The sequence below is a fragment of the Streptomyces sp. NPDC055966 genome (assembly GCF_042269865.1).
GTDB lineage: Bacteria > Actinomycetota > Actinomycetes > Streptomycetales > Streptomycetaceae > Streptomyces.
The window spans coordinates 334,121-358,304 of the sequence record NZ_JBHJYK010000010.1; the positions used below are offsets into that span (position 1 = coordinate 334,121).

At 71.8% G+C, this 24,184-nt stretch carries 18 protein-coding genes and 1 pseudogene; 12 read left to right on the forward strand and 7 right to left on the reverse strand.

All coding sequences use genetic code 11. The annotated features are described in order from the left end of the window. Window positions 1-31: 31 nt before the first annotated feature. The 4 genes from ACFC8N_RS23245 to ACFC8N_RS23260 form a co-directional block, all read right to left on the reverse strand. Complete coding sequence (locus ACFC8N_RS23245) at window positions 32-676, reverse strand: response regulator (RefSeq protein ID WP_376289407.1); 645 nt, start codon at window positions 674-676, stop codon at window positions 32-34. Then, complete coding sequence (locus ACFC8N_RS23250) at window positions 666-1,916, reverse strand: sensor histidine kinase (protein ID WP_356034495.1); 1,251 nt, start codon at window positions 1,914-1,916, stop codon at window positions 666-668. Before ACFC8N_RS23250 ends, ACFC8N_RS23245 begins: the two co-directional genes overlap by 11 nt. A gap of 61 nt (window positions 1,917-1,977) precedes the next feature. After that, window positions 1,978-2,712 (reverse strand): ABC transporter permease, encoded by a 735-nt coding sequence (locus tag ACFC8N_RS23255; RefSeq protein ID WP_356034492.1) that lies wholly within the window; start codon window positions 2,710-2,712, stop codon window positions 1,978-1,980. Continuing rightward, complete coding sequence (locus ACFC8N_RS23260) at window positions 2,709-3,629, reverse strand: ABC transporter ATP-binding protein (RefSeq protein ID WP_356034489.1); 921 nt, start codon at window positions 3,627-3,629, stop codon at window positions 2,709-2,711. The genes ACFC8N_RS23255 and ACFC8N_RS23260 overlap by 4 nt, the downstream gene beginning before the upstream one ends. Before the next feature lie 182 nt (window positions 3,630-3,811). On the opposite strand from ACFC8N_RS23260, the gene ACFC8N_RS23265 reads away from it, so the two are divergent. The 8 genes and pseudogenes from ACFC8N_RS23265 to ACFC8N_RS23300 form a co-directional block, all read left to right on the forward strand. Next, a complete protein-coding gene (locus tag ACFC8N_RS23265) occupies window positions 3,812-6,223 on the forward strand; it encodes an ABC transporter transmembrane domain-containing protein (RefSeq protein WP_376289410.1) in 2,412 nt (803 codons plus the stop codon). Then, the gene (locus ACFC8N_RS23270) at window positions 6,220-8,115 is read left to right on the forward strand and encodes an ABC transporter ATP-binding protein (protein ID WP_376289411.1); all 1,896 of its coding nucleotides are present in this window, start codon (window positions 6,220-6,222) and stop codon (window positions 8,113-8,115) included. Before ACFC8N_RS23265 ends, ACFC8N_RS23270 begins: the two co-directional genes overlap by 4 nt. A 27-nt stretch (window positions 8,116-8,142) precedes the next feature. Further along, entirely contained in the window at window positions 8,143-9,918 is a 1,776-nt protein-coding gene (locus ACFC8N_RS23275; protein WP_356034482.1) for an ABC transporter ATP-binding protein, read from the forward strand. After that, a complete protein-coding gene (locus tag ACFC8N_RS23280; RefSeq protein ID WP_376289413.1) occupies window positions 9,915-11,681 on the forward strand; it encodes an ABC transporter ATP-binding protein in 1,767 nt (588 codons plus the stop codon). Before ACFC8N_RS23275 ends, ACFC8N_RS23280 begins: the two co-directional genes overlap by 4 nt. Before the next feature lie 281 nt (window positions 11,682-11,962). Next, window positions 11,963-14,026: a M4 family metallopeptidase gene (locus ACFC8N_RS23285; RefSeq protein WP_376289415.1), complete on the forward strand. Its 2,064-nt coding sequence runs from the start codon at window positions 11,963-11,965 to the stop codon at window positions 14,024-14,026. 251 nt (window positions 14,027-14,277) lie between these two features. Continuing rightward, window positions 14,278-15,927, forward strand: a complete 1,650-nt coding sequence (locus tag ACFC8N_RS23290) for a M4 family metallopeptidase (protein WP_362822424.1) — start codon at window positions 14,278-14,280, stop codon at window positions 15,925-15,927. A 71-nt stretch (window positions 15,928-15,998) separates the two neighbouring features. Next, complete coding sequence (locus ACFC8N_RS23295; protein WP_356034471.1) at window positions 15,999-16,520, forward strand: DUF1990 domain-containing protein; 522 nt, start codon at window positions 15,999-16,001, stop codon at window positions 16,518-16,520. Window positions 16,521-16,639: 119 nt separating this feature from the next. Beyond that, a pseudogene (locus tag ACFC8N_RS23300) lies at window positions 16,640-16,789 on the forward strand (DUF6881 domain-containing protein); the annotation flags it as partial. Window positions 16,790-17,015: 226 nt separating this feature from the next. Here ACFC8N_RS23300 and ACFC8N_RS23305 read toward each other — a convergent pair. Beyond that, window positions 17,016-17,900 (reverse strand): hypothetical protein, encoded by an 885-nt coding sequence (locus tag ACFC8N_RS23305; protein ID WP_376289417.1) that lies wholly within the window; start codon window positions 17,898-17,900, stop codon window positions 17,016-17,018. A gap of 27 nt (window positions 17,901-17,927) precedes the next feature. Next, the gene (locus ACFC8N_RS23310; protein WP_376289419.1) at window positions 17,928-18,149 is read right to left on the reverse strand and encodes a hypothetical protein; all 222 of its coding nucleotides are present in this window, start codon (window positions 18,147-18,149) and stop codon (window positions 17,928-17,930) included. Between the two features lie 188 nt (window positions 18,150-18,337). On the opposite strand from ACFC8N_RS23310, the gene ACFC8N_RS23315 reads away from it, so the two are divergent. The 3 genes from ACFC8N_RS23315 to ACFC8N_RS23325 are packed head-to-tail and all read left to right on the forward strand — an operon-like array spanning window position 18,338 to window position 19,834. Further along, window positions 18,338-19,189 carry a helix-turn-helix domain-containing protein gene (locus ACFC8N_RS23315; RefSeq protein WP_376289421.1) on the forward strand — a complete coding sequence of 284 codons (852 nt, stop codon included), beginning with the start codon at window positions 18,338-18,340 and terminating at the stop codon, window positions 19,187-19,189. Between the two features lie 9 nt (window positions 19,190-19,198). Continuing rightward, window positions 19,199-19,396, forward strand: coding sequence for a DUF397 domain-containing protein (locus ACFC8N_RS23320; RefSeq protein WP_362822428.1), 198 nt, complete (start codon window positions 19,199-19,201; stop codon window positions 19,394-19,396). 33 nt (window positions 19,397-19,429) lie between these two features. After that, window positions 19,430-19,834, forward strand: a complete 405-nt coding sequence (locus tag ACFC8N_RS23325) for a hypothetical protein (protein ID WP_376289423.1) — start codon at window positions 19,430-19,432, stop codon at window positions 19,832-19,834. 31 nt (window positions 19,835-19,865) lie between these two features. Here ACFC8N_RS23325 and glgP read toward each other — a convergent pair whose 3' ends face one another. Continuing rightward, complete coding sequence (gene glgP, locus ACFC8N_RS23330) at window positions 19,866-22,484, reverse strand: alpha-glucan family phosphorylase (RefSeq protein WP_376289439.1); 2,619 nt, start codon at window positions 22,482-22,484, stop codon at window positions 19,866-19,868. Between the two features lie 1,040 nt (window positions 22,485-23,524). On the opposite strand from glgP, the gene ACFC8N_RS23335 reads away from it, so the two are divergent. Further along, window positions 23,525-24,184: maltotransferase domain-containing protein (locus tag ACFC8N_RS23335; RefSeq protein WP_376289425.1), on the forward strand; the 660-nt coding region annotated here is incomplete at its 3' end.

The window sequence follows — 24,184 nt, forward strand, 5'->3', positions numbered from 1 at the left end:
GGGGCCCGGGCCCGTGTGCGGGCGGGCCGGCTCAGCCCAGGATTCCCCGGTCGTACCCCGTCGCCACCGCCGCCGCGCGGTCGTTGACGCCCAGCTTGGCGTACAGGTGGGTGAGGTGGGTCTTCACCGTGGCCTCGCTGATGAAGAGTTCGCGGGCGATCTCACGGTTCGACGTGCCCTTGGCGACCAGGGCCAGGACCTCGCGTTCACGGGCCGACAGCGGCTCGCCGGACGGGGCGCGGGGGGTGCGCACCGCGTGGACCAGACGGGAGGCGACCGCCGGGGAGAGGACCGTACGGCCCTCGGCGGCGGCCCGCACGCCGGTGAACAGCTCGTCGCGCGGGGCGTCCTTCAGCAGGTAGCCGGTCGCGCCCGCCTCGATCGCGGGGAGGGTGTCGGAGTCGGTGTCGTAGGTGGTGAGGACCAGCACCTTGGCTCGGGCGCCCAGGCGGGTCAGCTCGCGGATCGCGTCCACGCCCGAGCCGCCCGGCATCCGCAGGTCCATCAGGATCACGTCCGGGTCCAGGGCGGCGGCCCGCGCCACCGCCTCGACGCCGTTCGCGGCCTCCCCGAGCACGCGGAAGCCCGGCGCCGACTCGAACATGCCGCGCAGGCCGTCGCGGACGACCGGGTGGTCGTCCACGATGAGCAGGGAAATCACGGTCTCAGCGGTCATCGCCGACCAACGGTACGCGAGCCGACACCGCCGTGCCGTGCCCGGGCTCGGACTCCACCGTCAGGGCGCCCGCGATGCGCTCGGCGCGGGCCCGCATGCCGTCCAGACCGAAGCCGCCGGCGCGGGAGCGGGCCGGTACGGCGGCCGGGTCGAAGCCCGTGCCGTCGTCGCGGATGTCGAGGGTGACCTCGTCGCCCATGAAGGAGAGGGTGACCCCGACCCGGGTCGCGCCGGCGTGCCGGGCCGCGTTGGACAGCGCCTCCTGGGCGATGCGCAGCAGCGTCGCCGAGACCTCGTCGTGCAGCTGCTCGGTGGTGCCGGTGACCGTGAACTCGGCCCGCGCGCCGGTGCGTTCGCCCCACTCCGCGACCGTCTTCTTCAGCGCCTCGGGCAGTCCACCGTCCGTGAGCTCCACCGGCGCCAGGTTGTGCACCGACCGGCGGGCCTCGCCGAGGCTGTGCCGGGCCAGTGTGGCGGCGCGCTCCAGATGGGTGCGGGCGGTGGTCAGGTCGGGGGCGTTCGCGACGACCTGGAGCTGCGCGATGATCCCGGTCAGGCCCTGGGCGATGGTGTCGTGGATCTCGGCGGCGAGCCGGCGCCGCTCGTCGGCCACGCCCGCCTCCCGCGCCTGGACGAGGAGTTGGGCGTGCAGGGCGGCGTTCTCGTCGAGGGCCTGCTGCAGCGCCGTGTTGGTGCGCTCCAGCTCGGCGATGGTGTCGGCCTGGACACTGAGCCGGGCCTGCTCCTGCTCGGCGAACCGGGTGAACACGCTGACCATCCCCATGTTGACGCCCAGCACGAGGAAGAAGCCGAGCCACATGACCAGCCCGTGCGGCGGCCAGCCGCCCACCTCGCTGCCGGCCATGGTGACGGCGGTCAGGAAGAGACCCGGCAGCACCAGCCGGCGCGGCAGCTCCCGGCCGGCGGTGTAGTAGCCGCTCACGGCGTAGAAGGCGAAGAACGGGTTGGCCCAGGTCAGCACGAAGGCGATGGCCCAGCGCAGGAGGTAGAGGGACACACCCGTCCGGCTCGGGCCCGGCCGCGTCCGCTTCACCCTGCCCCAGTACAACTGCAGCACGACGGCCACGGGCACGAGTGCGGTGCAGACGATCATTCCGGTCCGGTCCATGCCGACCGGGTGGGCGGAGATCGCCGCCGCGACGACACCGGCGGCCAGCAGTGCCCAGGGCCCCCAGGTGTCGAACGACGCCCGGGGCGGCTGCTGCACGGTGCTCGTCATAGCCCCAGTGTCCGGCACGGCCCGGCTCCTTCCTTCACGTCCACCGCGGTGGAACGCCCGCTCACTCCCAGCGGAACCAGCGCGCGGCGGCGCCGGTCAGCAGCAGCGTCCACGCCGCGAGCACCCCGAGGTGCCCCCAGGCCGGCCAGCCCCCGGAGGCGGCCTGGTCCAGGGCGCGGGCCGCCGCGCCGAACGGGGTCAGCTCGACCACCCGGGCCAGCGCGTGCGGCATGGACCGCACCGGGATCCACACGCCCGCGCAGAACATCATTGGGAACAGCACCATCGACCCGATCGCACCGGCGATCCTCGTCGTCCGGGAGAGCGCCGAGACCACGCTGCCGAGCGCGAGGGCGGCCGCCGCCGCGAGCAGCAGGGCCAGCAGATAGCCGGCCGGCTGCCGGGGCAGCGTCACGCCGAAGGCCACCCGGCCGACCGCGAGGGCGAGCACCGCCGAGGCCAGCGCGGCCACGCCCTGCACGGCCATCTGTGCCGCCAGCAGGGCCGCGGGGCGGACCGGCGTGACGGACATGCGGCGCAGGATGCCGCGCTCCCGGTAGCCGGTGAGGACCTGCGGCAGCCCCTGCGCCCCGGACATGATCAGGGCGATCAGTACGGCGATGGGCACGTAGACGTCGACCGGCCGCAGCCCGCCCATCGACGCGTCGGCCCGACGGAACGAGGGGATGGAGCCGAGGATCGCCAGCAGCAGCGAGGGGAACAGGAAGATCCAGAAGAGGGCGGCCGGTTCCCGGCGGAACAACCGGAACTCGGTACGCAGCACGGCGGTGTTCACGCGGCTTCCTCCTCGGCGGGGCCCGCGGTCAGGTCCAGGAATGCGTCGTCCAACGTGGCGTCGACGACCCGTAGTTGGCGGGCGGTGATGTGATGGCGGGCGAGCAGGGTGATGACGGCGTTCACGGTCTCGTCGGTGCCGGACAGGGTGATCCGCTCGCCCTTGCGCTCGACCGAGGCGAGCGCGGGCAGCGCGGCGAGCTCACGCTCGTCCAGCGGCGCGGACGGGCTGAAGCTGATGACTGTGGCGCCCGCCGAGCGGCGGATGAGCCCGGCAGGGGTGTCCAGCGCGGCGATCCGTCCCCGGTCGATGACGGCGATCCGGTCGCACAGCCGCTGCGCCTCCTCCATGAAGTGGGTGACCAGCAGCACGGTGACCCCGCTCGCGCGGACTTCCTCGATCAGTTGCCAGGTGTCGCGCCGGGCGCGCGGGTCCAGACCGGTGGTCAGCTCGTCCAGCACCACGACCCGGGGCCCGCCGACGAGCGCCAGCGCGATGAACAGCCGCTGCTGCTGACCGCCGGACAGCTTGCCGAACCGGGTGCCCAACTTCTCGGTCAGACCGAGGCGTTCGGCGAGGGGGCGCCAGTCGGCGGGGTGCGGGTAGAAGGCGGCGTAGAGCTCCAGCGCCTCGCGCACGGTGAGCTTGGCCTGGAGTTCGCTCTGCTGGAGCTGGGCGCCGAGCACCCGCGCGACCTCCGCGTGGTCGGCGACGGGATCGTGGCCGAGGACCCGGATCCGGCCGCCGTCCGGGACCCGCAGGCCCTCGACGCACTCCACGGTGGTGGTCTTGCCGGCGCCGTTGGGGCCGAGGATCCCGAAGATCTCGCCCTCCTCGACGGTGAAGGAGACACCGTCGACCACGGCGCGGCCGCCGTACGACTTGCGCAGATCGGTGACTTCGATGACGGATGGCATGCTCCGAGGATTCCGGCCGGGCCCCCGGTGGCACATCGGCCGGCCCGCTCGAAGCCGCATCCGCCGATCGGTTGATGCCGCCCTACGACTCCTCGCCCGCGCCGGTCGTAGGACCAGCGACGGAGCCGGGTCCGGCCGAAACTCGGTGGGCGATGTCGGTGCCGGTCCGTACGCTCGCGGTGATGTCCACGACACGTGCAACCACCGAGGACCGATCGGCCGTCCGCACGCTGCTGCGGCTGTGGCCGTACGTACGCCCCGTGCGCGCACGGCTGTTCACGGCCGCGTTGGTCGCCGTCGTGGCCTCCTGTACGGGACTGGTGATCCCGTTCGTCCTGAAGTGGATGGTCGACGGGCCGGTCGCCGACCGCGACCCGGGCGGGGTCTGGCTGGGTGCCCTGTACCTGTTCCTGCTGGGCGTCGCGGAGGCGCTGCTGTTCGGTCTGCGCCGGTGGCTGGTGGCCCGTCCGCTGTCGCGTGTGGAGGCGCGGATGCGGGCGGGGCTGTACGGGCGGCTGCAACGGCTGCCGGTGGCCTTCCACGACCGCTGGGCCTCGGGCCAGCTGCTGTCCCGGGGCACCACGGATCTGATGCTGCTGCGCCAGTTCCTCGCCTTCCCGCTGACGTTCCTTCTGGTCAATGGCGTGACCATCCTGGTCGGCGTGGTGATCATGCTGGCGCAGGACTGGGTGCTGGGCCTCGTCATCCTCGGCCCCACGATCCCGGTGATGTGGACCTGCGCGGTCTTCGAGCGGCGGTACGCCACGGTGGCCCGGGCGGCGCAGGACCAGGTCGGCGATCTGACGACGGTGGTCGAGGAGAGCGTGCTCGGCATCCGCGTCGTCAAGGGCTTCGGCCGCCACCGCAGCCAGGCGCACGCCTTCCGCGAACTGGCGCTCACGCTGCGCGGCACCGAGCTGCGCAAGGCCCGGCTGCTGGCCGTCATCTGGGGTGTCATCGTGACCCTGCCCGAGCTGGCGATCGGGGCGGCGCTGGTGCTGGGAGTGGTACGGGTGTCCGACGGGGACCTGTCGGCGGGCACCCTGGTCGCCTTCCTGAGCACGGCACTCGCCCTGCGCTGGCCGGTGGACTCCATCGGCTTCCTGCTGGCCATGAGCCAGGAGGCGGCAACGGCGACGGAACGCTATTTCGAGGCGATGGACGAGCCCCCGGAGGAGGACCTGCCAACGGGGCGCGGACAGCGCCCGGCAGCGGGTCGCGCAGAGCGCTCGACCAGCGGGCGCGGGGAAGGCTCGGTATCGGGGCGCTGGGAAGGCTCGGCGCCGGGGCACGGAGAGAGCCCGGGCCCCGGACACGGGGACAAGTCGACCACCGGACACGGGAAGAGCCCGGACCCCGGAGCCGACGACAGCTCAACCGCCCCTCGCGAAGGGGACTCGGCAGCCGCACTCGGGGACGACCTGGCCGCCCGACGCAAGGAGGACCCGGCAACCCGGCACGGGAAGAGCTCAGCAGCCAGACACGGCGAGACCTCGGCAACCGGACTCCCGAACGCCCTGACCGCCCCACCCGCAGAGGACTCGGCAACCGGACTCCCGAACGCCCTGACCGCCCCACCCGCAGAGGACTCGGCAACCGGACTTCCGGACGACCTGACCGCCCGACGCAAGGAGAACCCGGCCCCCGGACACGGGAACAACTCGACCGCCGGACGCGGGAAGAGCCCGGACCCCGGAGCCGAGGACAGCTCAACCGCCCCACCCGCAGAGGACTCGACCACCGGACTCCCGGACAACCTGGCCGACCGGCGCGAGGAGAGCCCGGCCCCCGCACGCCAGGATGCCCGACCGGGACCGCACCGCGGTGGTGCCGGGCTGCGGTTCGAGAACGTCCGGTTCCGGTACCCCGACGCCGCCCCCGACTCGCCGCCCCTCCTCACCGGCGTCGACCTGCACATCCGCCCCGGCGAGTCCATGGCCCTGGTCGGCGCGACCGGGAGTGGGAAGACGACGCTCACCGCGCTCGTGCCGCGGCTGCACGAGGTCACCTCGGGGCGGATCACCCTCGACGGCGTCGACATCACCGAGATGCCCCGCGAGGAGCTGCGCGCCAAGGTCGCCGTGGCCTTCGAGGAGCCCACGCTCTTCTCCACGAGCGTCGGCGAGAACGTCCTCATGGGTGCCCGGCCGGACGCGGGCGAGCCGGAGTTGGAGCGGGCGCTGGAGGTGGCGCAGGCCGCCGGTTTCGTGCACGCCCTCCCGCAGGGCACCGGCACCCGGGTCGGCGAGCAGGGCCTCAGCCTGTCCGGAGGCCAGCGCCAGCGCCTCGCGCTGGCCCGCGCGGTCGTCGGCCGACCGGACTTCCTGGTCCTGGACGACCCGCTGTCCGCCCTCGACGTGCACACGGAGGCGGCCGTCGAGGCCGCGCTGCGCCACGTCCTCGCCGACACCACCGCCCTGATCGTGGCCCACCGCCCCTCCACGGTGCTGCTCGCCGACCGGGTCGCCCTGCTCTCGGGCGGCCGGATCGCCGCCGTCGGCACGCACCACGAACTGCTGCGCACCAACGCCGAGTACGCGCATCTGATGTCCGGGACATCCGGGCACTTCAGGGATACGGAGGAATCCCGTTGACCACCACGACCGCCTCCACCCCCACCTCCGACGACGACGAACTCCCCGATCCCCGGCAACAGCCGGCCGGACAGGGCACCGGTCAGGGGGCCGACGGCGCGGACGACGCCTTCGACCGGGACGTCCTGCCCACCGCGCCCGGCGCCACCGCCGCCCTGCTGCGCTCACTGCTCGCGCCCCTGAAGGGCAGGGCGGTACTGACCACGGTCCTGCTGCTGCTCCAGCAGGCGGCCGTACAGGCGGGCCCGCTGATCGTGGCGTACGCCATCGACAGCGCCGTACCCGCGTTCCGTGCCCACCACCACGGCCCGCTGATCGCGGTGGCCGTCGGCTGTCTGCTGTGCGCGCTGCTCTCCGGCGCCCTCCAGGCCGCGTTCATCGAGACGTCCGCGCGGGTCAGCCAGGACGTGCTGCTGGACCTGCGCGGCCGGATCTTCCGGCACGCGCAGGCACTGAGCGTCGACTTCCACGAGCGCTACACCTCGGGCCGGCTGATCTCCCGCTCCACGACGGACGTCGAGTCGCTGCGCGAGCTGCTGAACGACGGACTCCAGGAGCTGGTGACCGTCGTGCTGTCCTTCGTCTACATCTCCGCGCTGCTGCTGTGGCTGGACCTCGGCCTGGGCGCGCTCGCGCTGGCCTCCCTCGCGCCGCTGTACCTGCTCGTGCGCGTGTACCAGCGGCGGGCGGGGCGGGTGTACCGGGCACGGTCCACGGCCATCGCGGCGGTGATCGTGAAGTTCGTGGAGACGATGAACGGCATCCGCCCGGTGCGCGCCTTCCGCCGGGAGGCCGTGAACGACGCCGAGTTCGCCGTGCTGAACCGGCGGCACGAGCGGACGAACGGCGACGCGCTGCTGGAGATGGCCCGCTATGTGGTCGGCTCCCGGCTGGTGGCCAACACGGCGGTGGCGGGGATCGTGCTGTGGGGCGCCTACCGGGTGGCGACGGGCTCGCTGGAGCTGGGCGTGCTGGCGGCGGCGGTCCTCTACCTCCGACGCCTCTACGACCCCATCGACCGGCTCGGCATGTTCCTCAACGCCTACCAGTCGGCCGCGGCCTCCCTGGAGAAGATCGCCGGCCTGCTGGCCCAGACCCCGTCGGTGCCCGAGCCGGCGGCGCCCCGTGAACTCCAGCCGCCGAAGGGCGACTTGCCGGGGCGCGAGGTCGTCTTCGAAGCGGTCAGCTTCGGCTACCGCACCGGCGGCGAGGTGCTGCCCCGTTTCGATCTGACCCTCCCGGCCGGACAGACGGTCGCCGTGGTCGGTTCCACGGGCGCGGGCAAGTCCACCCTCGCCAAGCTCCTGGCCCGCTTCTACGACCCCTCCGGCGGCCGTGTCCTGCTCGACGGCGTGGACCTGCGGGAACTGCCCATGCGCGAGCTGCGGCGCGGGGTGGTCATGGTGACCCAGGAGGCGTTCCTGTTCTCCGGGACGGTCGCGGAGAACATCGCCATCGGCCGGTCCGACGCCACCCGCGAGGAGATCGAGCGGGCCGCGAAGGCGATCGGCGCGCACGAGTTCATCAGCGCGCTGCCCGACGGCTACGACACCGACGTGCGTAAGCGCGGCGGCCGCATCTCGGCCGGTCAGCGCCAACTCGTCGGCTTCGCACGGGCGTTGCTCGCCGACCCGGCGGTGCTGATCCTGGACGAGGCGACCAGTTCCCTGGACATCCCGGGCGAGCGGGCGGTGCAGCGCGCGATGACGACGGTGCTGCGGGGCCGTACGGCGGTGGTGATCGCCCACCGCCTGTCGACGGTCGAGATCGCGGACCGGGTCCTGGTCATGGAGCACGGCCGCATCGTCGAGGACGGCACTCCGGCCGACCTCGTCGCGGGCACGGGCCGCTTCGCGGACCTGCACAGGACCTGGCGGGACAGCCTGGCCTAGGCCCAGGGCTACGCGAACGGGGGACGGATGATCGACGCGTACGAGGAACCGGGGGTGCCCGACACCCGCAGCGGCTGGCGGTATCTGTGCTGGCTGGTGTGGCGGCAGCGGGGGCGGTCGCTGGCCGGGGCCTCGCTGGCCAGCGTGTGGATGGTGCTGCTGGCCGCGCAGCCGTACATGATGGCGCGGGCCGTGGACGACGGGCTGGTGCCGGGGCGGCTGGGGGTGCTGGCCGCGTGGACGGGGGCGATGTTCGTGCTGGGCGCGGGCAACGCCTGGCTGAGCATCATGCGGCACCGCACCATGACCCGGGTGCGGATGGACGCCAACTTCCGCACGGTGAAGGTGGTCGTGGGGCATGTGGTGCGGCTCGGGGCCGCGCTGCCGCGCCGGGCGGGGGCCGGGGAGGTCGTGACCATCGGCGTCGGCGACGTACAGGTCATCGCGCAGTCGCTCACCGCCGTCGGGCCGGGCGTCGGCTCGGCCGTGGTGTACGTGGTGGTCGCCGGGCTGCTGTTCGCCGTCTCGGCGCCGCTCGCCGCCGTCGTCCTGCTCGGGCTGCCGGTGCTCGCGCTGGTCACCGGGCCGCTGACGCTGCGTCTGCAGCACGCGGAGAGCGAGTACCGGGAGCGGCAGGGCGTGCTGACCGCCCGCATCGGGGACCTCGCGGGCGGCCTGCGCGTCCTCAACGGGCTGGGCGGGAAGTCGCTGTTCGCCGACGGTTTCCGGACGGATTCGCAGGCGCTGCGCGCGCAGGGGTACCGGGTGGGCGCGGTGGCCAGCTGGGTGCAGGCGCTCGGCGTCGGGCTGCCCACCCTGTTCCTCGCCGTCGTCACCTGGCTCGGTGCCCGGCTGACGGCCCAGGGGCACATCAGCATCGGCCAGTTGGTGTCGGTGTACGGCTACGTCGCGGTGCTGATCGGGCCGGTGGCGTTCATGGTGCAGATGGTCTACGAGCTGAACCGTGGCGTGGTGGCCGCGCGCCGGGTCGTACGGCTGCTGCGCCTTGCGCCGGATCCGGACGAGGGCACGCGGCGCGCGCCCGCGGAACCGGCCGAGCTGCACGACCCGGTGTCCGGGGTGCGGATCGCGCCGGGCCGGCTGACCGCGCTGGCCGCCGCCCGGCCCGCCGAGGCCGCCGCCGTGGTCGACCGGCTCGGCCGGTTCGGCCCGACCGACGTCACCTGGGGCGGGGTGCGGCTGGACGCGATCCCGCTGGCCGACGTACGCGCGCGTGTGCTGGTCGCGGACAACGAGGCCGACCTGTTCGCGGGGCCGCTGCGGGAGGTCGTGGCCGCCGGGGGCGCTGCCGGGGAGGCGGCGCTGCGGCGGGCGCTGTACGCCGCCGCGGCCGAGGACGTCGTACGCGGGCTGCCGGAGGGGGCCGACTCGGCCGTCGCCGGGCAGGGCCGCAGTCTCTCCGGTGGCCAGCGTCAACGGGTGCGGCTGGTCAGGGCGTTGCTCGCCGACCCGGAGGTGCTGCTCGCCGTGGAGCCGACCTCGGCGCTGGACGCGCACACGGAGGCGACGGTGGCCGAGCGGCTGCGGGCGGCGCGCGAGGGGCGTACGACGGTGGTGACGTCGACCTCGCCGCTGCTGCTGGACCGCGCGGACACGGTGGTGTTCCTGGCCGACGGGAAGGTCGCGGCGCGCGGCCCGCACCGGCGGCTGCTGGCCGAGGAACCGGAGTACCGGGCCCTGGTCGCCCGGGACGTCGAGGCCGAGAACCCAGAGAACGCAGAGGACACAGAGGATGCCGGGAACGCGGCGGATGTCACCGACACGGAAGGGGTTGCGGGGTGACGGCGGGCGTGCCGGGTGAGGGGCTGCTGCCGGTCGCGGACCGCGGGCAGGTGCGGCGGGCCGCGGTGCGGCTGGTGCGGGCCGACGGGCGGGCGTTCGCCGCCGCGGTGCTGCTCAACGCGCTGGCGGCCGGGGCGGGACTGGTCGGGCCGTGGCTGGTCGGGCGCATCGTCGACGAGGTGCGCGCCGGGCACGGGGTCGGGGCGGTGGACCGGCTCGCGCTGTGGATCCTGCTGTGTTCGCTCGCGCAGCTGCTGCTGGCCCGCTGGGCGCGGTACGTGGGCTACCGGTTCGGGGAGCGGACGCTGGCCCGGGTGCGCGAGGAGTACGTCGAGCGGGTGCTGGCGCTGCCCGCGGCCGTGGTGGAGCGGGCCGGTACGGGTGACCTGACGGCGCGGGGCACGGCGGACGTGGCGACGGTCGGCAGCACGCTGCGGGACGTCGGTCCGGAACTGCTCGTCAACTCCGTGCAGGCGCTGTTCGTGCTGGGCGCGGTGTTCGCGCTGGACCCGCTGTTCGGGGCGTTCGGGGTGCTCGGTCTGACCCCGGTCTGGCTGGCGCTGCGCTGGTATCTGCGGCGGGCCCGGGACGGCTATCTCGCCGAGGGCGCGGCGACGTCCGAGGTGGCGGAGATCGTCGCCTCGACGGCGGCCGGGGCCCGCACCGTCGAGGCGTTCCGGCTGCGGCAGCGGCGGGTCACGGCCGGCCGGGACGCGCTGGAGACGTCCCGCCGGGCCCGCTTCCACACGCTGTTCCTGCGCACGGTGTTCTTCCCGGCGGTCGAGATCACGTACACCGTGCCCGTGGCGGGGATCCTGCTGCTGGGCGGCTGGCTGCACGAGCGGGGCTCGGTCGGGGTGGGCGCGGTGGTGGCGGCGGCGCTGTACCTGCGGCAGTTCACCGAGCCGCTGGACCAGATCCTGATGCGGGTGGAGCAACTGCAGAGCAGCGGTGCCTCGTTCGCGCGCGTGGAGGGGCTGGCGCGGGCGCCCCGCTCGGACGCCGGTGCGGGCTCGCCGGTGCCGGTGGACGACCGTATCGACCTGCGGGACGTGCGGTACGCCTACGAGCGCGGCGGCGAGGTGCTGCGCGGGGTGGACCTGACGGTGCGGCCCGGGGAGCGGCTCGCGGTGGTGGGGCCCTCCGGGGCCGGCAAGACGACGCTGAGCCGGCTGCTCGCGGGCATCGACCGGCCCGGGTCCGGGGCGGTGACGGTGGGCGGGGTGCCGGTCGCCGATCTGGAGCCGGAGCTGCTGCGCCGCCAGGTGGTGCTGGTGACGCAGGAGCACCATGTGTTCCTCGGCACGGTCCGGGACAACCTCCTGATCGCCGAACCGCAGGCCACGGACGGCGACCTGTGGGCGGCGCTGGCGGCGGTGGGCGCCGACGAGTGGGTGCGCGACCTGCCGGCCGGCCTCGACACCCGGCTGGGCACGGGCGGCACGGCCACCGACGGCTCGCAGGCGCAGCAACTCGCCCTGGCCCGTGTGGTGCTGGCCGACCCGCACACCCTGATCCTGGACGAGGCGACGGCCCTGCTGGACCCCACCACGGCCCGCCACACCGAGCGCGCCCTCGCCGCCGTCCTGGAGGGCCGCACGGTCATCGCCATCGCGCACCGCCTGCACACCGCCCACGACGCCGACCGCGTGGCGGTCATGGAGGACGGCCGCCTCACGGAACTGGGGACGCACGAGGAGCTGGTGGCGGCGGGCGGGGCGTACGCGGCGCTGTGGCGGACCTGGCACGGGGACGCCCGCTGAGGGACGCGTCCGGCCCAACGGTCCGCATACCGGACTTGAACAACCGGTCAACGGACCGTTTCCGGCCAAGTTTGTGACGCGGTCCTGACAGACGCACCGATCCCCTGCCACTCTTCCCTGGCCGACTCACAGCAACCCCACCACTGCACGCGCACGCTCGCGAGCCGGCCCGCACGACCCCGCACCTCGTTTCGCGCACGTCCTGTTCTGCCCGGACGCCCCGACCTCTCGTCCGGTCTCCCCTGGCCGCACGACCTGCGGCCACGCAGAAGGAGTCAGTGTTGAGACGCAATTCCTCTCGCGGACGCACCTCCCACACCCCGCAGTCCCGCACCGCGCACCGCCGCAGCGCCACCCTCGCCCTCGCCGGTGCCGCCGCGCTGATCGCCGCCGCCGTCCAGACGGGCGCGGCCAGTGCCGCTCCGGCGGCCGGCCCGCGGCCCGTCAAGGCGAACCCGTCGCACACGGCGCTCAGGCTCTCGCCCTCGCAGCGCGCCGAGCTGCTGCGCGACGCCGACGCCACCAAGGCCGCCACGGCGCGCTCGATCGGCCTCGGCAGCCAGGAGAAACTGGTCGTCAAGGACGTCGTGAAGGACGCCGACGGCACGCTGCACACCCGCTACGAGCGGACGTACGCCGGTCTGCCCGTCCTCGGCGGCGACCTGGTGGTGGACACGAACAAGTCCCGCAAGACCATGGACGTCATCCGTGCCACGCACGCCACGGTGAAGGTCTCCGGCCTCACCCCGAAGGTGTCCCGGGCCGCGGCCGAGAAGCAGGCCGTGCAGCGGGCGAAGGCGCGCGGCGGCACGAAGTCGGCCGCCTCCAGCGTCCGCACGGTGATCTGGGCCGCCACGGGCAGGCCCGTCCTCGCCTACGAGACGATCGTGGGCGGCCTCCAGGACGACGGCACCCCGAACCAGCTGCACGTCATCACCGACGCCACCACCGGCAAGAAGCTCTACGAGTACCAGGGCATCGAGACCGGCGTCGGCAACACCCGGTACAGCGGGCAGGTCACGCTGACCACGGCCCAGTCGGGCTCGACGTACACGCTGACCGACAACTCGCGCGGCGGCCACAAGACGTACAACCTGGGCGGCGGCAGCGACGGCACCGGCACGCTGTTCTCGCAGAACAACGACACCTGGGGCGACGGAACCACGTCGAACGCGGCCACCGCGGGCGCCGACGCGGCCTACGGCGCGCAGGAGACCTGGGACTTCTACAAGAACACCTTCGGCCGCAGCGGCATCAAGAACGACGGCGTCGGCGCCTACTCCCGCGTGCACTACGGCGATTCGTACGTGAACGCGTTCTGGGACGACAGCTGCTTCTGCATGACCTACGGCGACGGCCAGAACAACGCCGACCCGCTGACCTCGCTGGACGTGGCCGGCCACGAGATGAGCCACGGCGTCACCGCCAACACCGCGGGCCTGAACTACAGCGACGAGTCCGGCGGCCTGAACGAGGCGACCAGCGACATCATGGGCACCGGCGTGGAGTTCTACGCCAACAACGCCTCCGACCCCGGTGACTACCTCATCGGCGAGAAGATCAACATCAACGGCGACGGCACCCCGCTGCGCTACATGGACCAGCCCAGCAAGGACGGCAGCTCGGCGGACAGCTGGTCCTCCTCGGTCGGCGGCCTGGACGTCCACTACTCCTCCGGTGTCGCGAACCACTTCTTCTACCTCCTGTCGGAGGGCAGCGGCGCCAAGACGGTCAACGGCGTGAACTACAACTCGCCGACCTCGGACGGGCTTCCGGTGACCGGAATCGGCCGGGACAAGGCGCTCCAGATCTGGTATCGGGCGCTGACCACCAAGTTCACCTCCACCACCAACTACGCCGACGCCCGCACCGGCACCCTCGCGGCGGCCGGCGAGCTGTACGGCACCTCCGGCGCGGAGTACGCGGCGGTCGAGGACGCCTGGGCGGCCGTCAACGTCGGTTCGCGCTCCGGCGGCGGGGGCGGTGGCGGCACCGGCTCGACGTACGACAACCACACACAGATGGCGATCCCGGACAACGGTCCGGCCATCACCTCGGCCATCACCGTCTCCGACCGCAGCGGGAACGCGCCGGGCAACCTCCAGGTGAACGTCGACATCACGCACACGTGGCGCGGCGACCTGGTCATCGACCTCGTCGGCCCGTCGGGCAAGACGTACCGGCTGAAGAACTTCAGCTCCTCCGACTCGGCCCACGACGTCAAGGCGACGTACACGGTGAACGCGGCGGCCGAAACGGCCGACGGGACATGGAAATTGAAGGTGCAGGATCAGGCCAGTCAGGACACGGGCACGCTCAACGACTGGAAGCTGATCTTCCCGTAAGCCGCACGTCAGGACCCTTGCACCACGGGGCTGTTCGAGGGGTCGCCCCCCTCGAACAGCCCGGGTTCACACGCCTGAAATGTTTCCCGAGCGGTCATTTTCCAGCCAACATCACTTCAGGGTCCTGACATGTACGCATCCTTGATGTCACTCTCTCTCCACCCGCCGCAGCAGCACAGCAACTTCACAACCCCACACAGCCGGGCCAGTAACCCCACGCTGCCCGGACTCCCCACCTGAAGGAGCTTTGAGTGAGCCCCCTCTACGCGCGTCACAAGCGCACCACTCTGGCCATCGCCACCGCTGTCGCCGCCGGAGCCCTGCTCTCCACCGGGCTGACCACCACCGCCTCCGCCCAGCCCACCGCCCACCAGTCGGCCGCCGCCCCCGCCGCGCTGTCCGCCACGGCCCACGCCTCCCTGATGCAGAAGGCGCAGGACACCGCCGCCACGACCGCGCAGGCGATAGGCCTCGGCGCCAAGGAGAAGCTGGTCGTCAAGGACGTCGTCAAGGACGCCGACGGCACGGTCCACACCCGCTACGAGCGGACGTACGCCGGCCTCCCCGTCCTCGGCGGCGACCTGGTCGTCCACACCGCCAAGTCGGGCAGGACCGAGGGCGTCACCAAGGCGACCAGGGCGACCATCAAGGTGGCCTCGCTCACGCCGAAGATCACCCCCGCCAGGGCCGCGCAGCAGGCGGTGTCCGCCGCCAGGACGCTCGGCTCCGCCAAGTCCGCCGCGGACGGCGCGCGCAAGGTGATCTGGGCGGCGAACGGCACGCCCGTCCTCGCCTACGAGACGATCGTGGGCGGCCTCCAGGACGACGGCACCCCGAACCAGCTGCACGTCATCACCGACGCCACCACCGGCAAGAAACTCTTCGAGTACCAGGGCATCGAGAACGCGACCGGCACCGGCAAGACGCTGTACTCGGGCACCGTCAGCCTGACCACGACCCAGTCGGGCTCGTCGTACAACCTGACCGACGCCTCGCGCGGCGGCCACAAGACCTACAACCTGGCCCGCAAGACGTCCGGCACCGGCACCCTGGTCAGCAACTCGACCAACACCTTCGGCACCGGCACCGCCTCCACCTCCTCCTCCGACCAGACCGCGGCCGCCGACGCCGCCTACGGCGCGCAGGAGACCTGGGACTACTACAAGAACACCTTCGGCCGCAGCGGCATCAAGAACGACGGCAAGGCCGCCTACTCCCGCGTCCACTACGGCAGCTCGTACGTGAACGCCTTCTGGGACGACAGCTGCTTCTGCATGACCTACGGCGACGGTGAGGGCAACGCCGACCCGCTGACCTCGCTCGACGTGGCCGGTCACGAGATGACCCACGGCGTCACCGCCAACACCGCGGGCCTCGACTACAGCGGCGAGTCCGGCGGCCTGAACGAGGCGACCTCGGACATCCTCGGCGGCGTCGGCGTGGAGTTCTACGCCAACAACGCCAAGGACCCCGGTGACTACCTCATCGGCGAGAAGATCAACATCAACGGCGACGGCACCCCGCTGCGCTACATGGACCAGCCCAGCAAGGACGGCAGCTCGGCGGACTCCTGGTCCTCCTCGGTCGGCAACCTGGACGTCCACTACTCCTCCGGCGTCGCGAACCACTTCTTCTACCTCCTGTCGGAGGGCAGCGGCGCCAAGACGGTCAACGGGGTCTCGTACAATTCCCCGACCTCCAACGGCTCCAAGGTCACCGGCATCGGCCGGGACAAGGCGCTCCAGATCTGGTACAAGGCGCTGACCACGTACTTCACCTCGACCACGGACTACAAGGCGGCCCGCGCGGGCACCCTGAGCGCGGCCAAGGACCTGTACGGCTCCGGCAGCACCGAGTACAACACGGTGGCCGCGGCCTGGTCGGCGGTCAACGTCAGCTGAACCAGCCGTAGTTGAACTTCGGGCGGCACCCGGTGGGAGAACCCCCCGGGTGCCGCCTACCCTTGTGACCCATGTCCTCGGCGCCCTTCACCTACGAACCCGTCGGCGCGACCCGCGACGACCTGACGTACTGCCCGCCCGGCTTCCACCCCCTCTTCGTACGCACCCGCCTCGGCGAGGGTGCGAAGCTCTTCGAGCGGGCGGCCGAGGCGGTCCTCACCTGGGAGATGCACCGCGCGATGGGCGTGGGCATCGACACCACCGCCGACCGCGCGACCCCCGGCGCGGACGTCACCGTCACCCTGGCCGGCCTCCTGAAAGCCCCCTGCCGCATCATCTGGACGACCGAGGAACCCCGCCGCGCCGGCTGGGCCTACGGCACCCTCGAAGACCACCCCGAATGCGGCGAGGAAGCCTTCCTCGTCGACCGCACCGGCGACGGCACGGTCTGGCTGACCGTGGCCGCCTTCAGCAAACCCGCCAAGTGGTACGCGAAGGCCGGCGGCCCGGCGACCCGGGTCCTGCAACACGCGTACGCACGGCGGTGCGGGGCGGTGCTGAAGAAGCTGTGTGCGGGGTTGTCGGAGGAGTAGAGAACCCGCCAACTCGGGGGTGGTGGATTCCGTGCCGCGTTGCCGCTGACAGCACGTGAATGTGATGATCCGAGGCATGTCCGAGCACGGGGACGCCGTCGACTCCTGACGAATTCCACGAGTCCGCAGAAATTGGCCTGAGTGAAATTCCAGTAGGCACAATTGAGGACGTGGCGAGCCAGCCGGAATTTTCCGCCACTTTGATCAGTCGCGAAGAGTTTGAGCAGGCCTGGCAAAGCGCTTCATGGTCGATGCCTACCGGATCCTGATGCAGACCGAAGAGCGCCGCAGCTCACCATTCCATTCCGGTGACCGGATGCCGCAGAGGCCAGCGAGCGAGCGCACTTCCGGGCCCCTCGCTCTTTCCCCGAGCTGGAGCGAGGTGGGTCAAGGGTCGGTCGGAGGCCGATCGCCGGAGGCGACGCGAAGCACCCTTGACGCACCTGGCGGAGGCACGGAACTTACGGGGAGGCGAGTGGCCTAACGGTCACTTGCTCACTCGTCGGCGAACAACTCCATCGCGTCCGTGGCGTGTACGGCGCGCTGGGCCCATGCCTCTAGTTGGTCCAGGTCCGTGCAGGCTTGGACTCGTTCACGGACGGAGTCGGGCACCGGGACGTCACGCCATTCCAAAACACGAAGGACCATCTCGGCCTTGGCTTCAGCCCGGCCCTGTTCCCGGCCTTCCTCGCGTACCTGTTCGGCCAGCGGGTGTCGCCAGAAGTACTGGATCGCGGTCATCAGGTCCCTCCACATCTGCTTCGCCTGGGGGTCTGTCAGGCACGAGTCGATGAACTGCACGAAGACGGCGGCGCTGTCGGGGTCGATGGTCCGCAGGGCGGCGGCCAGGGATTCCAGTATGGCCGGAGCCTGCGGGCCACGCCCGTGTGTCATGGCCGAGAGCACCGCGAGGGGTACGTCCTTCTCGGCCTGCCGCTCGTCCGCGATCACGGGCACGTTGTCAGGGCCCAGCACGAGGGGGCGGACGGTCAGCGACTCCCAGCCGGGGAAGCCGAGACGGATCGGGCGCGAGGCCCACTTGGCCGTGCTGCTGCTCTGGGTGATGACGATGAGCACCGGCTCGCAGCGGTACTTCTCGTACAGGTAGCTCAGGTAGTACGGCCAGCTGCCCCGCTTGCGCTCGTCCACCTTCCCCTGCGACTCCACCACCAGCAGGTACGTGCCCTCGTCCGTCTCCGCCCGCAGCAGCGTGTCCACGCGGCGCTCGACCGGTTCGATCTCAGTGAGGTCCACGTTCAGCGCCGCGATCTCCCTCGGTTCAGGGAAGGGCACGTGCAGGACCTTCTGTAACGCCTTCGTCAGCAGCGTCGGATCCTTCTGAAAGATCCGGTGCAGCGCCTCATGCGACGAGCCGACCATCAGTTCTCCTTTCGTACGACGTCGTGATCAACGAGCTACGCCGCGAGAAGTTCGCACCACACGTACTTCCCCCAGACCCCGCCCGCCCTCCGACTCCCCCACCTCCTCCAGCGCCAACGGAGGGTCGGGCGGCGCCGGATCCGTGTCCCACGCTCCGATCCACACGACGCCCTCCGGGGTGCGGCGGCACACCGTGACGGCTCTGGGGTCGTTGGGGATGTAGAGGGTGTAGTCCCAGGTTTCGGGCATGCGTCATCAACTCCAAGGGTGAGGTGGATTTCGGGCGCAGGGTGGCAACGCCGCAGACGCGGTGCACTTCCGCTGCGCATGCGGTGCGTCACTGACGGTAGAGCAAAAATTTTTCCTCACGCAAGAGAGTCGCGTAATCTGACGCCCGAACGAGGCACGACAGCACGGCGGTTGAAGGCGGAGGGGCGATGGCGCCGAGAAGCCAACCCACAGCGCGGCAGGTACGCCTGGGCACCGAGTTGCGCAGATTGCGGGAAGCCGCCGGCCTGAAGGCCCGCGAGGTGGCAGGGCTGCTCAGTTCGACGTCGGCGCAGATGAGCCAGGTCGAGGCAGGCCTCGCGGGCGTCAGCGGGGAGCGGGTGCGGCGGCTGGCAGCGCACTACGCATGCGCTGACGAGGCGTTCATCGACGCCCTGGTGGCGATGGCCAGCGAGCGAGCGCAAGGCTGGTGGGAGGAGTACCGGGGCGTGCTCCCGCCGGTGTTCCTCGATGTCGCCGAGACCGAGCATCACGGCGCGTATCTACGCGAGGTCGTCACCAGCCACGTCCCCGGACTACTCCAGACCCCCGACTACGCCCGCGCCGTCTTCGGTTACATGGTCCCGGAGCTTCCGGAGAGCGAACTGAAACCCCGGATCGAACACCGGATCAAGCGCAGGTCCGTACTTGAGCGCGAGGTACCCGTCCCGTACGAGACGATCATCCACGAGGCGGCGCTGCGCATCCTGGTGTCCGACCGCAGCACCGCTCGTGCTCAACTCAAGGAAATCCTGCGGGCGATCGAATGCGAGCACGCCACAGTGCGTGTCATCCCGTTCGCGGGAGAGGGGTTTGCCGGTGCCGGGATCGAGATGATGTACGTGGGCGGGGCGCTCCCCCGGCTGGACACCGTGCTGTGTGACGCTCCGCACGGCACTGCCTTCATCGATGCCGAATCCCAGCTGGCGCGCTTCCGGGCCCTGCTCCATAAGGTGGAGAGAGCAGCACTGCCGCCCGTGGAGTCACGGGACTTCATCCACCGCTTGACGAAGGAACTGTGAGGCGCCCGCATGAACCAGGCCATCCGCTGGTACAAATCGTCATACTCCGGCGGAGGCGATGGCAACACATGCGTCGAAGTCGCCGACCTCGACACCCACATAGCCGTCCGAGACTCAAAGGCTCCGGCCGGAGCCACCCTCGCTTTCCCGGCCGGTTCGTTCATCCTCTTCCTCGAAGCGCTGAAGACAGCAACCGGAGTCCGGTAATCGCGCCGTTCACCCCAACCCGGACTGGTACTGATGACCACGGCCACCGCTACCCCTGTACCGACCCGGCGCCGACACGCGCTGCTCGTCGCACTGCTGACGGCCGTCTCGGCCGGCCTGTTCCTCGCGCACCTCGCCGTCAGCTCCGACACGTTCCAGCACTGCACGTACCTCGGTCCCTCCACACGGATGTACGTCACGGCATGGACCGGTCCGCTGAGTTCCGTTGCCGCGATGGGGCTGTACACACGGCTGCTGCGCAATGCGCGCGGTCATGGGTTGATGGCGGGCCAAGGCCCGCGTGCCTGGCTCGCCACGACATCCGCGGCCCTCGCACTGCTCCTGCTGTGCGTGCAGCTCCTGGCGCTCTACTGGGTGTACGCGCCGGACCCGGCGGGCGGATACGACTGCTCGGGGCTGCACCTGCCGCTGCCGTAGAGACAGCAGCGGCGCAGCGCCCAAGGGTTCCCTACCGCAACAACACCCCCGCCCCCTCCACCACCTCCCCCGGCGGCACCGCCACCAGGCCCGGTTCGGCGGCCGAGGCGAGCAAGCGGTGGGTGGGGAGGATGCGGACCGTGTAGCCGTACGGGCCCGTGCGGTCCAGGGAGAGGGGGCCCTCGTACAGCAGCCGGCCCTCCAGGTCCGGGGCTCCCGTCGGTTTCAGGGCGACGACCGTGGCGTCCGTGATGTGGTCCTCGGCGTCCACCCGGCCGGAGACCGCCTGGACCTCCACGTCGTCCGGGCTCAACTCGCCCAGGGCGACCCGCACCCGCAGGCCCACGGTCGTGCCCAGCTCCGCCGTGGCCGTCGTCGCCGTCGTCTCGACGTGGTCGACTCCCACCTCGGGCCAGGCCGCCCGCACCCGGGCCTTCCAGGTGGCCAGCTCGCTCGCCGTGTCCGGGGTGAGCGCGCGGTGCGCCTGGGCGGCGGGGGCGTAGAGGCGCTCGACGTATTCGCGGACCATGCGGCCGGCCAGCACCTTCGGGCCCAGCAGGGTGAGGGTCTGGCGGACCATCTGGATCCAGCGGTCGGGCAGGCCGGCGCGGCCGCGTTCGTAGAAGCGCGGGGTCACCCGCTGCTCCAGCAGGTCGTACAGCGCCGCCGCCTCGATGTCGTCGCGGCGGTCGGGGTCCATACCCACACCGTCCGCCGTCGGGATGGCCCAGCCGAAGTCCGGCTGGAACCATTCGTCCCACCAGCCGTCCAGCACGGAGAGGTTGAGGCAGCCGTTGAGCGCCGCCTTCATGCCGGAGGTGCCGCACGCCTCCAGGGGGCGGAGGGGGTTGTTGAGCCAGATGTCGCAGCCCGGGTAGAGCTTCTGCGCCATCGCCATGCCGTAGTCGGGCAGGAAGACGATCCGGTGGCGCACGCGCGGGTCGTCGGCGAAGCGGACCAGCTCCTGGACGAGGCGCTTGCCGCTGTCGTCGGCGGGATGGGCCTTGCCCGCCACGACGATCTGGATCGGGCGCTCCGCATGCAGCAACAGCTCCATCAGGCGGTCGCGGTCGCGCAGCATCAGGGTCAGCCGCTTGTACGACGGGACCCGGCGCGCGAAGCCGATGGTCAGGACGTCCGGGTCCAGCACCCCCTCGATCCAGCCCAACTCGGCGTTCCCGGCACCCCGTTGGCGCCACGACGCCCGCAGCCGCTCGCGCACCTCCAGCACCAGCTGTTCGCGCAGGGTGCGGCGCAGCTCCCAGATCTCCTGGTCCGGGATGTCGGCGACGGAGTCCCAGCGGTCCGAGCCGCCCACCGTCAGCGCGTCCTCCGCCCGCTGGGCGCCGACCTCGCGGGCGCCGAGGCGCAGCACCTCCGGCGCCACCCAGGTCGGCGCGTGCACCCCGTTGGTCACCGAGGTGATCGGCACCTCCTCGGCGTCGAATCCCGGCCACAGCCCCGCGAACATCTCCCGGCTGACCTGTCCGTGGAGCAGGGACACGCCGTTGGCCCGCTGAGCCAGTCTGAGGCCCATCACGGCCATGTTGAACAGGTTCGGCTCGCCGCCCGGGTACGTCTCCATGCCCAGCGTCAGGATCCGCTGCACATCGATGCCGGGCAGCTCGGCGTCCGCGCCGAAGTGCCGGGCGACCAGCTCCCGGTCGAAGCGGTCGATGCCGGCCGGGACGGGGGTGTGGGTGGTGAAGACCGTGCCGCCGCGCACGGCCTCCAGCGCGGAGTCGAAGTCCAGTCCGCCCGCACACAGTTCGGCGATCCGCTCCAGGCCGAGGAAGCCCGCGTGCCCCTCGTTGGTGTGGAAGACCTCCGGCTCCGGGTGCCCGGTGAGGCGGCAGTACGTCCGCACCGCCCGCACACCTCCTATGCCGAGCAGCATCTCCTGGAGCAGCCGGTGCTCGCTGCCGCCGCCGTAGAGCCGGTCGGTCACCCCGCGTTCGCCGAGGTCGTTCTCCTCGACGTCCGAGTCGAGCATCAGCAGCGGCACCCGGCCCACCTGGGCCAGCCAGATCCGGGCGTGCAGCGCCCTGCCGCCGGGCAGCGCGAGCGAGAGCCGCGCGGGGGTGCCGTCGGGCTCCTTGAGCTGGGTGAGGGGCAGCTCGTTGGGGTCGAGCACCGGGTAGTGCTCCTGCTGCCAGCCGTCGCGGGACAGGGTCTGCCGGAAGTACCCGTGCCGGTAGAGGAGACCGACACCGATCAGGGGTACGCCGAGGTCGCTGGCGGCCTTGAGATGGTCGCCGGCGAGGATGCCGAGGCCGCCGGAGTACTGGGGCAGCGCGGCCGTGATGCCGAACTCCGGGGAGAAGTAGGCGACGGCGGCGGGCAGCCCGTCCGCCTGCGCCTGGTACCAGCGCTCCCCGGTCAGATAGTCGTCGAGGTCGTCGGCCACGGCGCCGAGCCGGCGCAGGAACCGCCGGTCCCCGGCCAGCTGTGCCAGCCGGGCCGGGCGCACCCGGCCCAGCAGCCGTACCGGATCCGCCTGGGCGGCGGCCCAGGCCTCCGGGTCGACGGACTGGAAGAGGTCGCGCGTTTCCGCATGCCAGGACCAGCGCAGATTCCGCGCCAGGTCACTCAGCGGCCGGAGGGGATCGGGGAGAACGGGACGGACGGTGAACCGACGGATCGCCTTCACACTTCCACCTCGGACGCGTCGCGGGGGGAGACGTACGGCGCCGTACGTCTCGTCGTCACTGTCGACGGTAGTGGTTACCGGAGGGTCGGTGGGGACGTCCTCAGGGCGTGGCGGGATCTGTGAACTCCACGTCGTCGGGGAGGACGTGGCCCAGCTGTCGCAGGCCGTACGGTAGCGGGCGCAGGCGTACACGTGCGCGTACCGGGGGCGCTCGGGGTCGTCGTAGTCCTCGTAGCCGGTGGTTCCCCTGCTCCGGGCCGGCGCGTCGCGCACCGATTTCGTGGACGTGTCGAACGGATCCCGGCAGGCGTCGACCGCCACCACGAGCTGGGCGGACTCGGACTCCCTGAGGAACGCGCCGAACTCGATCGGCAGGCAGTGGCTCCGGAACCGGAGCGAGTCGAGCCGGGCGGGTCCGGTGACGAGAAAGTCCATACCGTCGGCGTGGAAGCCGTGCCCGGACAGGAGCAGCAGCGGGTGGTCGCCCGGCGCCGCCTTGCACACGAAGCGCTCGACCTCGTCCTCGATCGCCTGGGCGAGCAGCCGCAGTTCGGTCGTGATGAACGGCATCGACCGGAAGGAGTGGTCCCGGTACTGGTCCACGCCCACCGGCAGGGCGCGGAACCGCCGGTCTCTCCAGTCCGGTCCGCCTCCGCCGGCGGTCACCGCCGGCCGGCCTCGGGGCCGGCGTCAGCCGGATGCCTCCGGTGCGCTGCGCCCGGCCGCCGACGCCCACGACGACGATCTGTCCGCCGCGAGCCGAAGGACTTGTCCCGCACGTCACCGGGGCCGGACCGTCTCCCGCCGATGACAGGCCTGTTGAGGTGCGTGAAGCGTGGGTTGCCGGGCACCCGGAAAAAAGGGGCCGGTCCGACGGGTGGACATACGCGCGAGTAGTTAACAAAGTGCCGGATTGCCCACCCGAGCAGGATGGGAAGGCTCCTGCGGTACACACCCCACAGGCGCACCACAGCACCTCGCAGGACCCACCTCCCCACATCACTCCGCCCACACCCACGTTGACGCGGACAGGAGCGGTCATGCCCGCCACGCACCAGTCGTCAGGACCACCGTCGAGCAGCAAGGCATCGGCCAAGAAACCCGTGAAGCCCGTGAAACCCCGCGCTGGGAAGGCTTCTTCACCGCCGCCGGCCACCACCCTGGGCCGTATCCCCGTCCTCGACGTACGCCCCGTGGTCCAGCACGGGCGCAGGCCGGCCAAAGCGGTGACCGGTGAGTCGTTCGAGGTGTCTGCCACGGTCTTCCGCGAGGGGCACGACGCCGTCGCGGCGAACGTGGTGCTGCGCGGTCCGAAGGGCCGCCGTGGCCCGTGGACACCGATGCGGGAGCTCGCCCCGGGCACCGACCGCTGGGGTGCCACCGTCACCGCCGGGGCGCCCGGCCGCTGGACGTACACCGTGGAGGCCTGGTCCGACCCGCTGGCCACCTGGCGGCACCACGCGAGCGTCAAGATCCCGGCCGGTGTCGACACCGCCCTGGTCCTGGAGGAGGGCGCCCGGCTGTACGAACGTGCCGCCGAGGGCGTCCCGAAGGCCGACCGCCGGCTGGTGCGGAAGGCGGCGGCGGCCCTGCGCGACGAGGCCCTGTCGGTGGGGGACCGGTTGGCGCCGGCGCTGTCCGCGCAGGTGGCGGCGGTGCTGGAGCGGCATCCGCTGCGGGAGCTGGTCACGGCGTCCGAG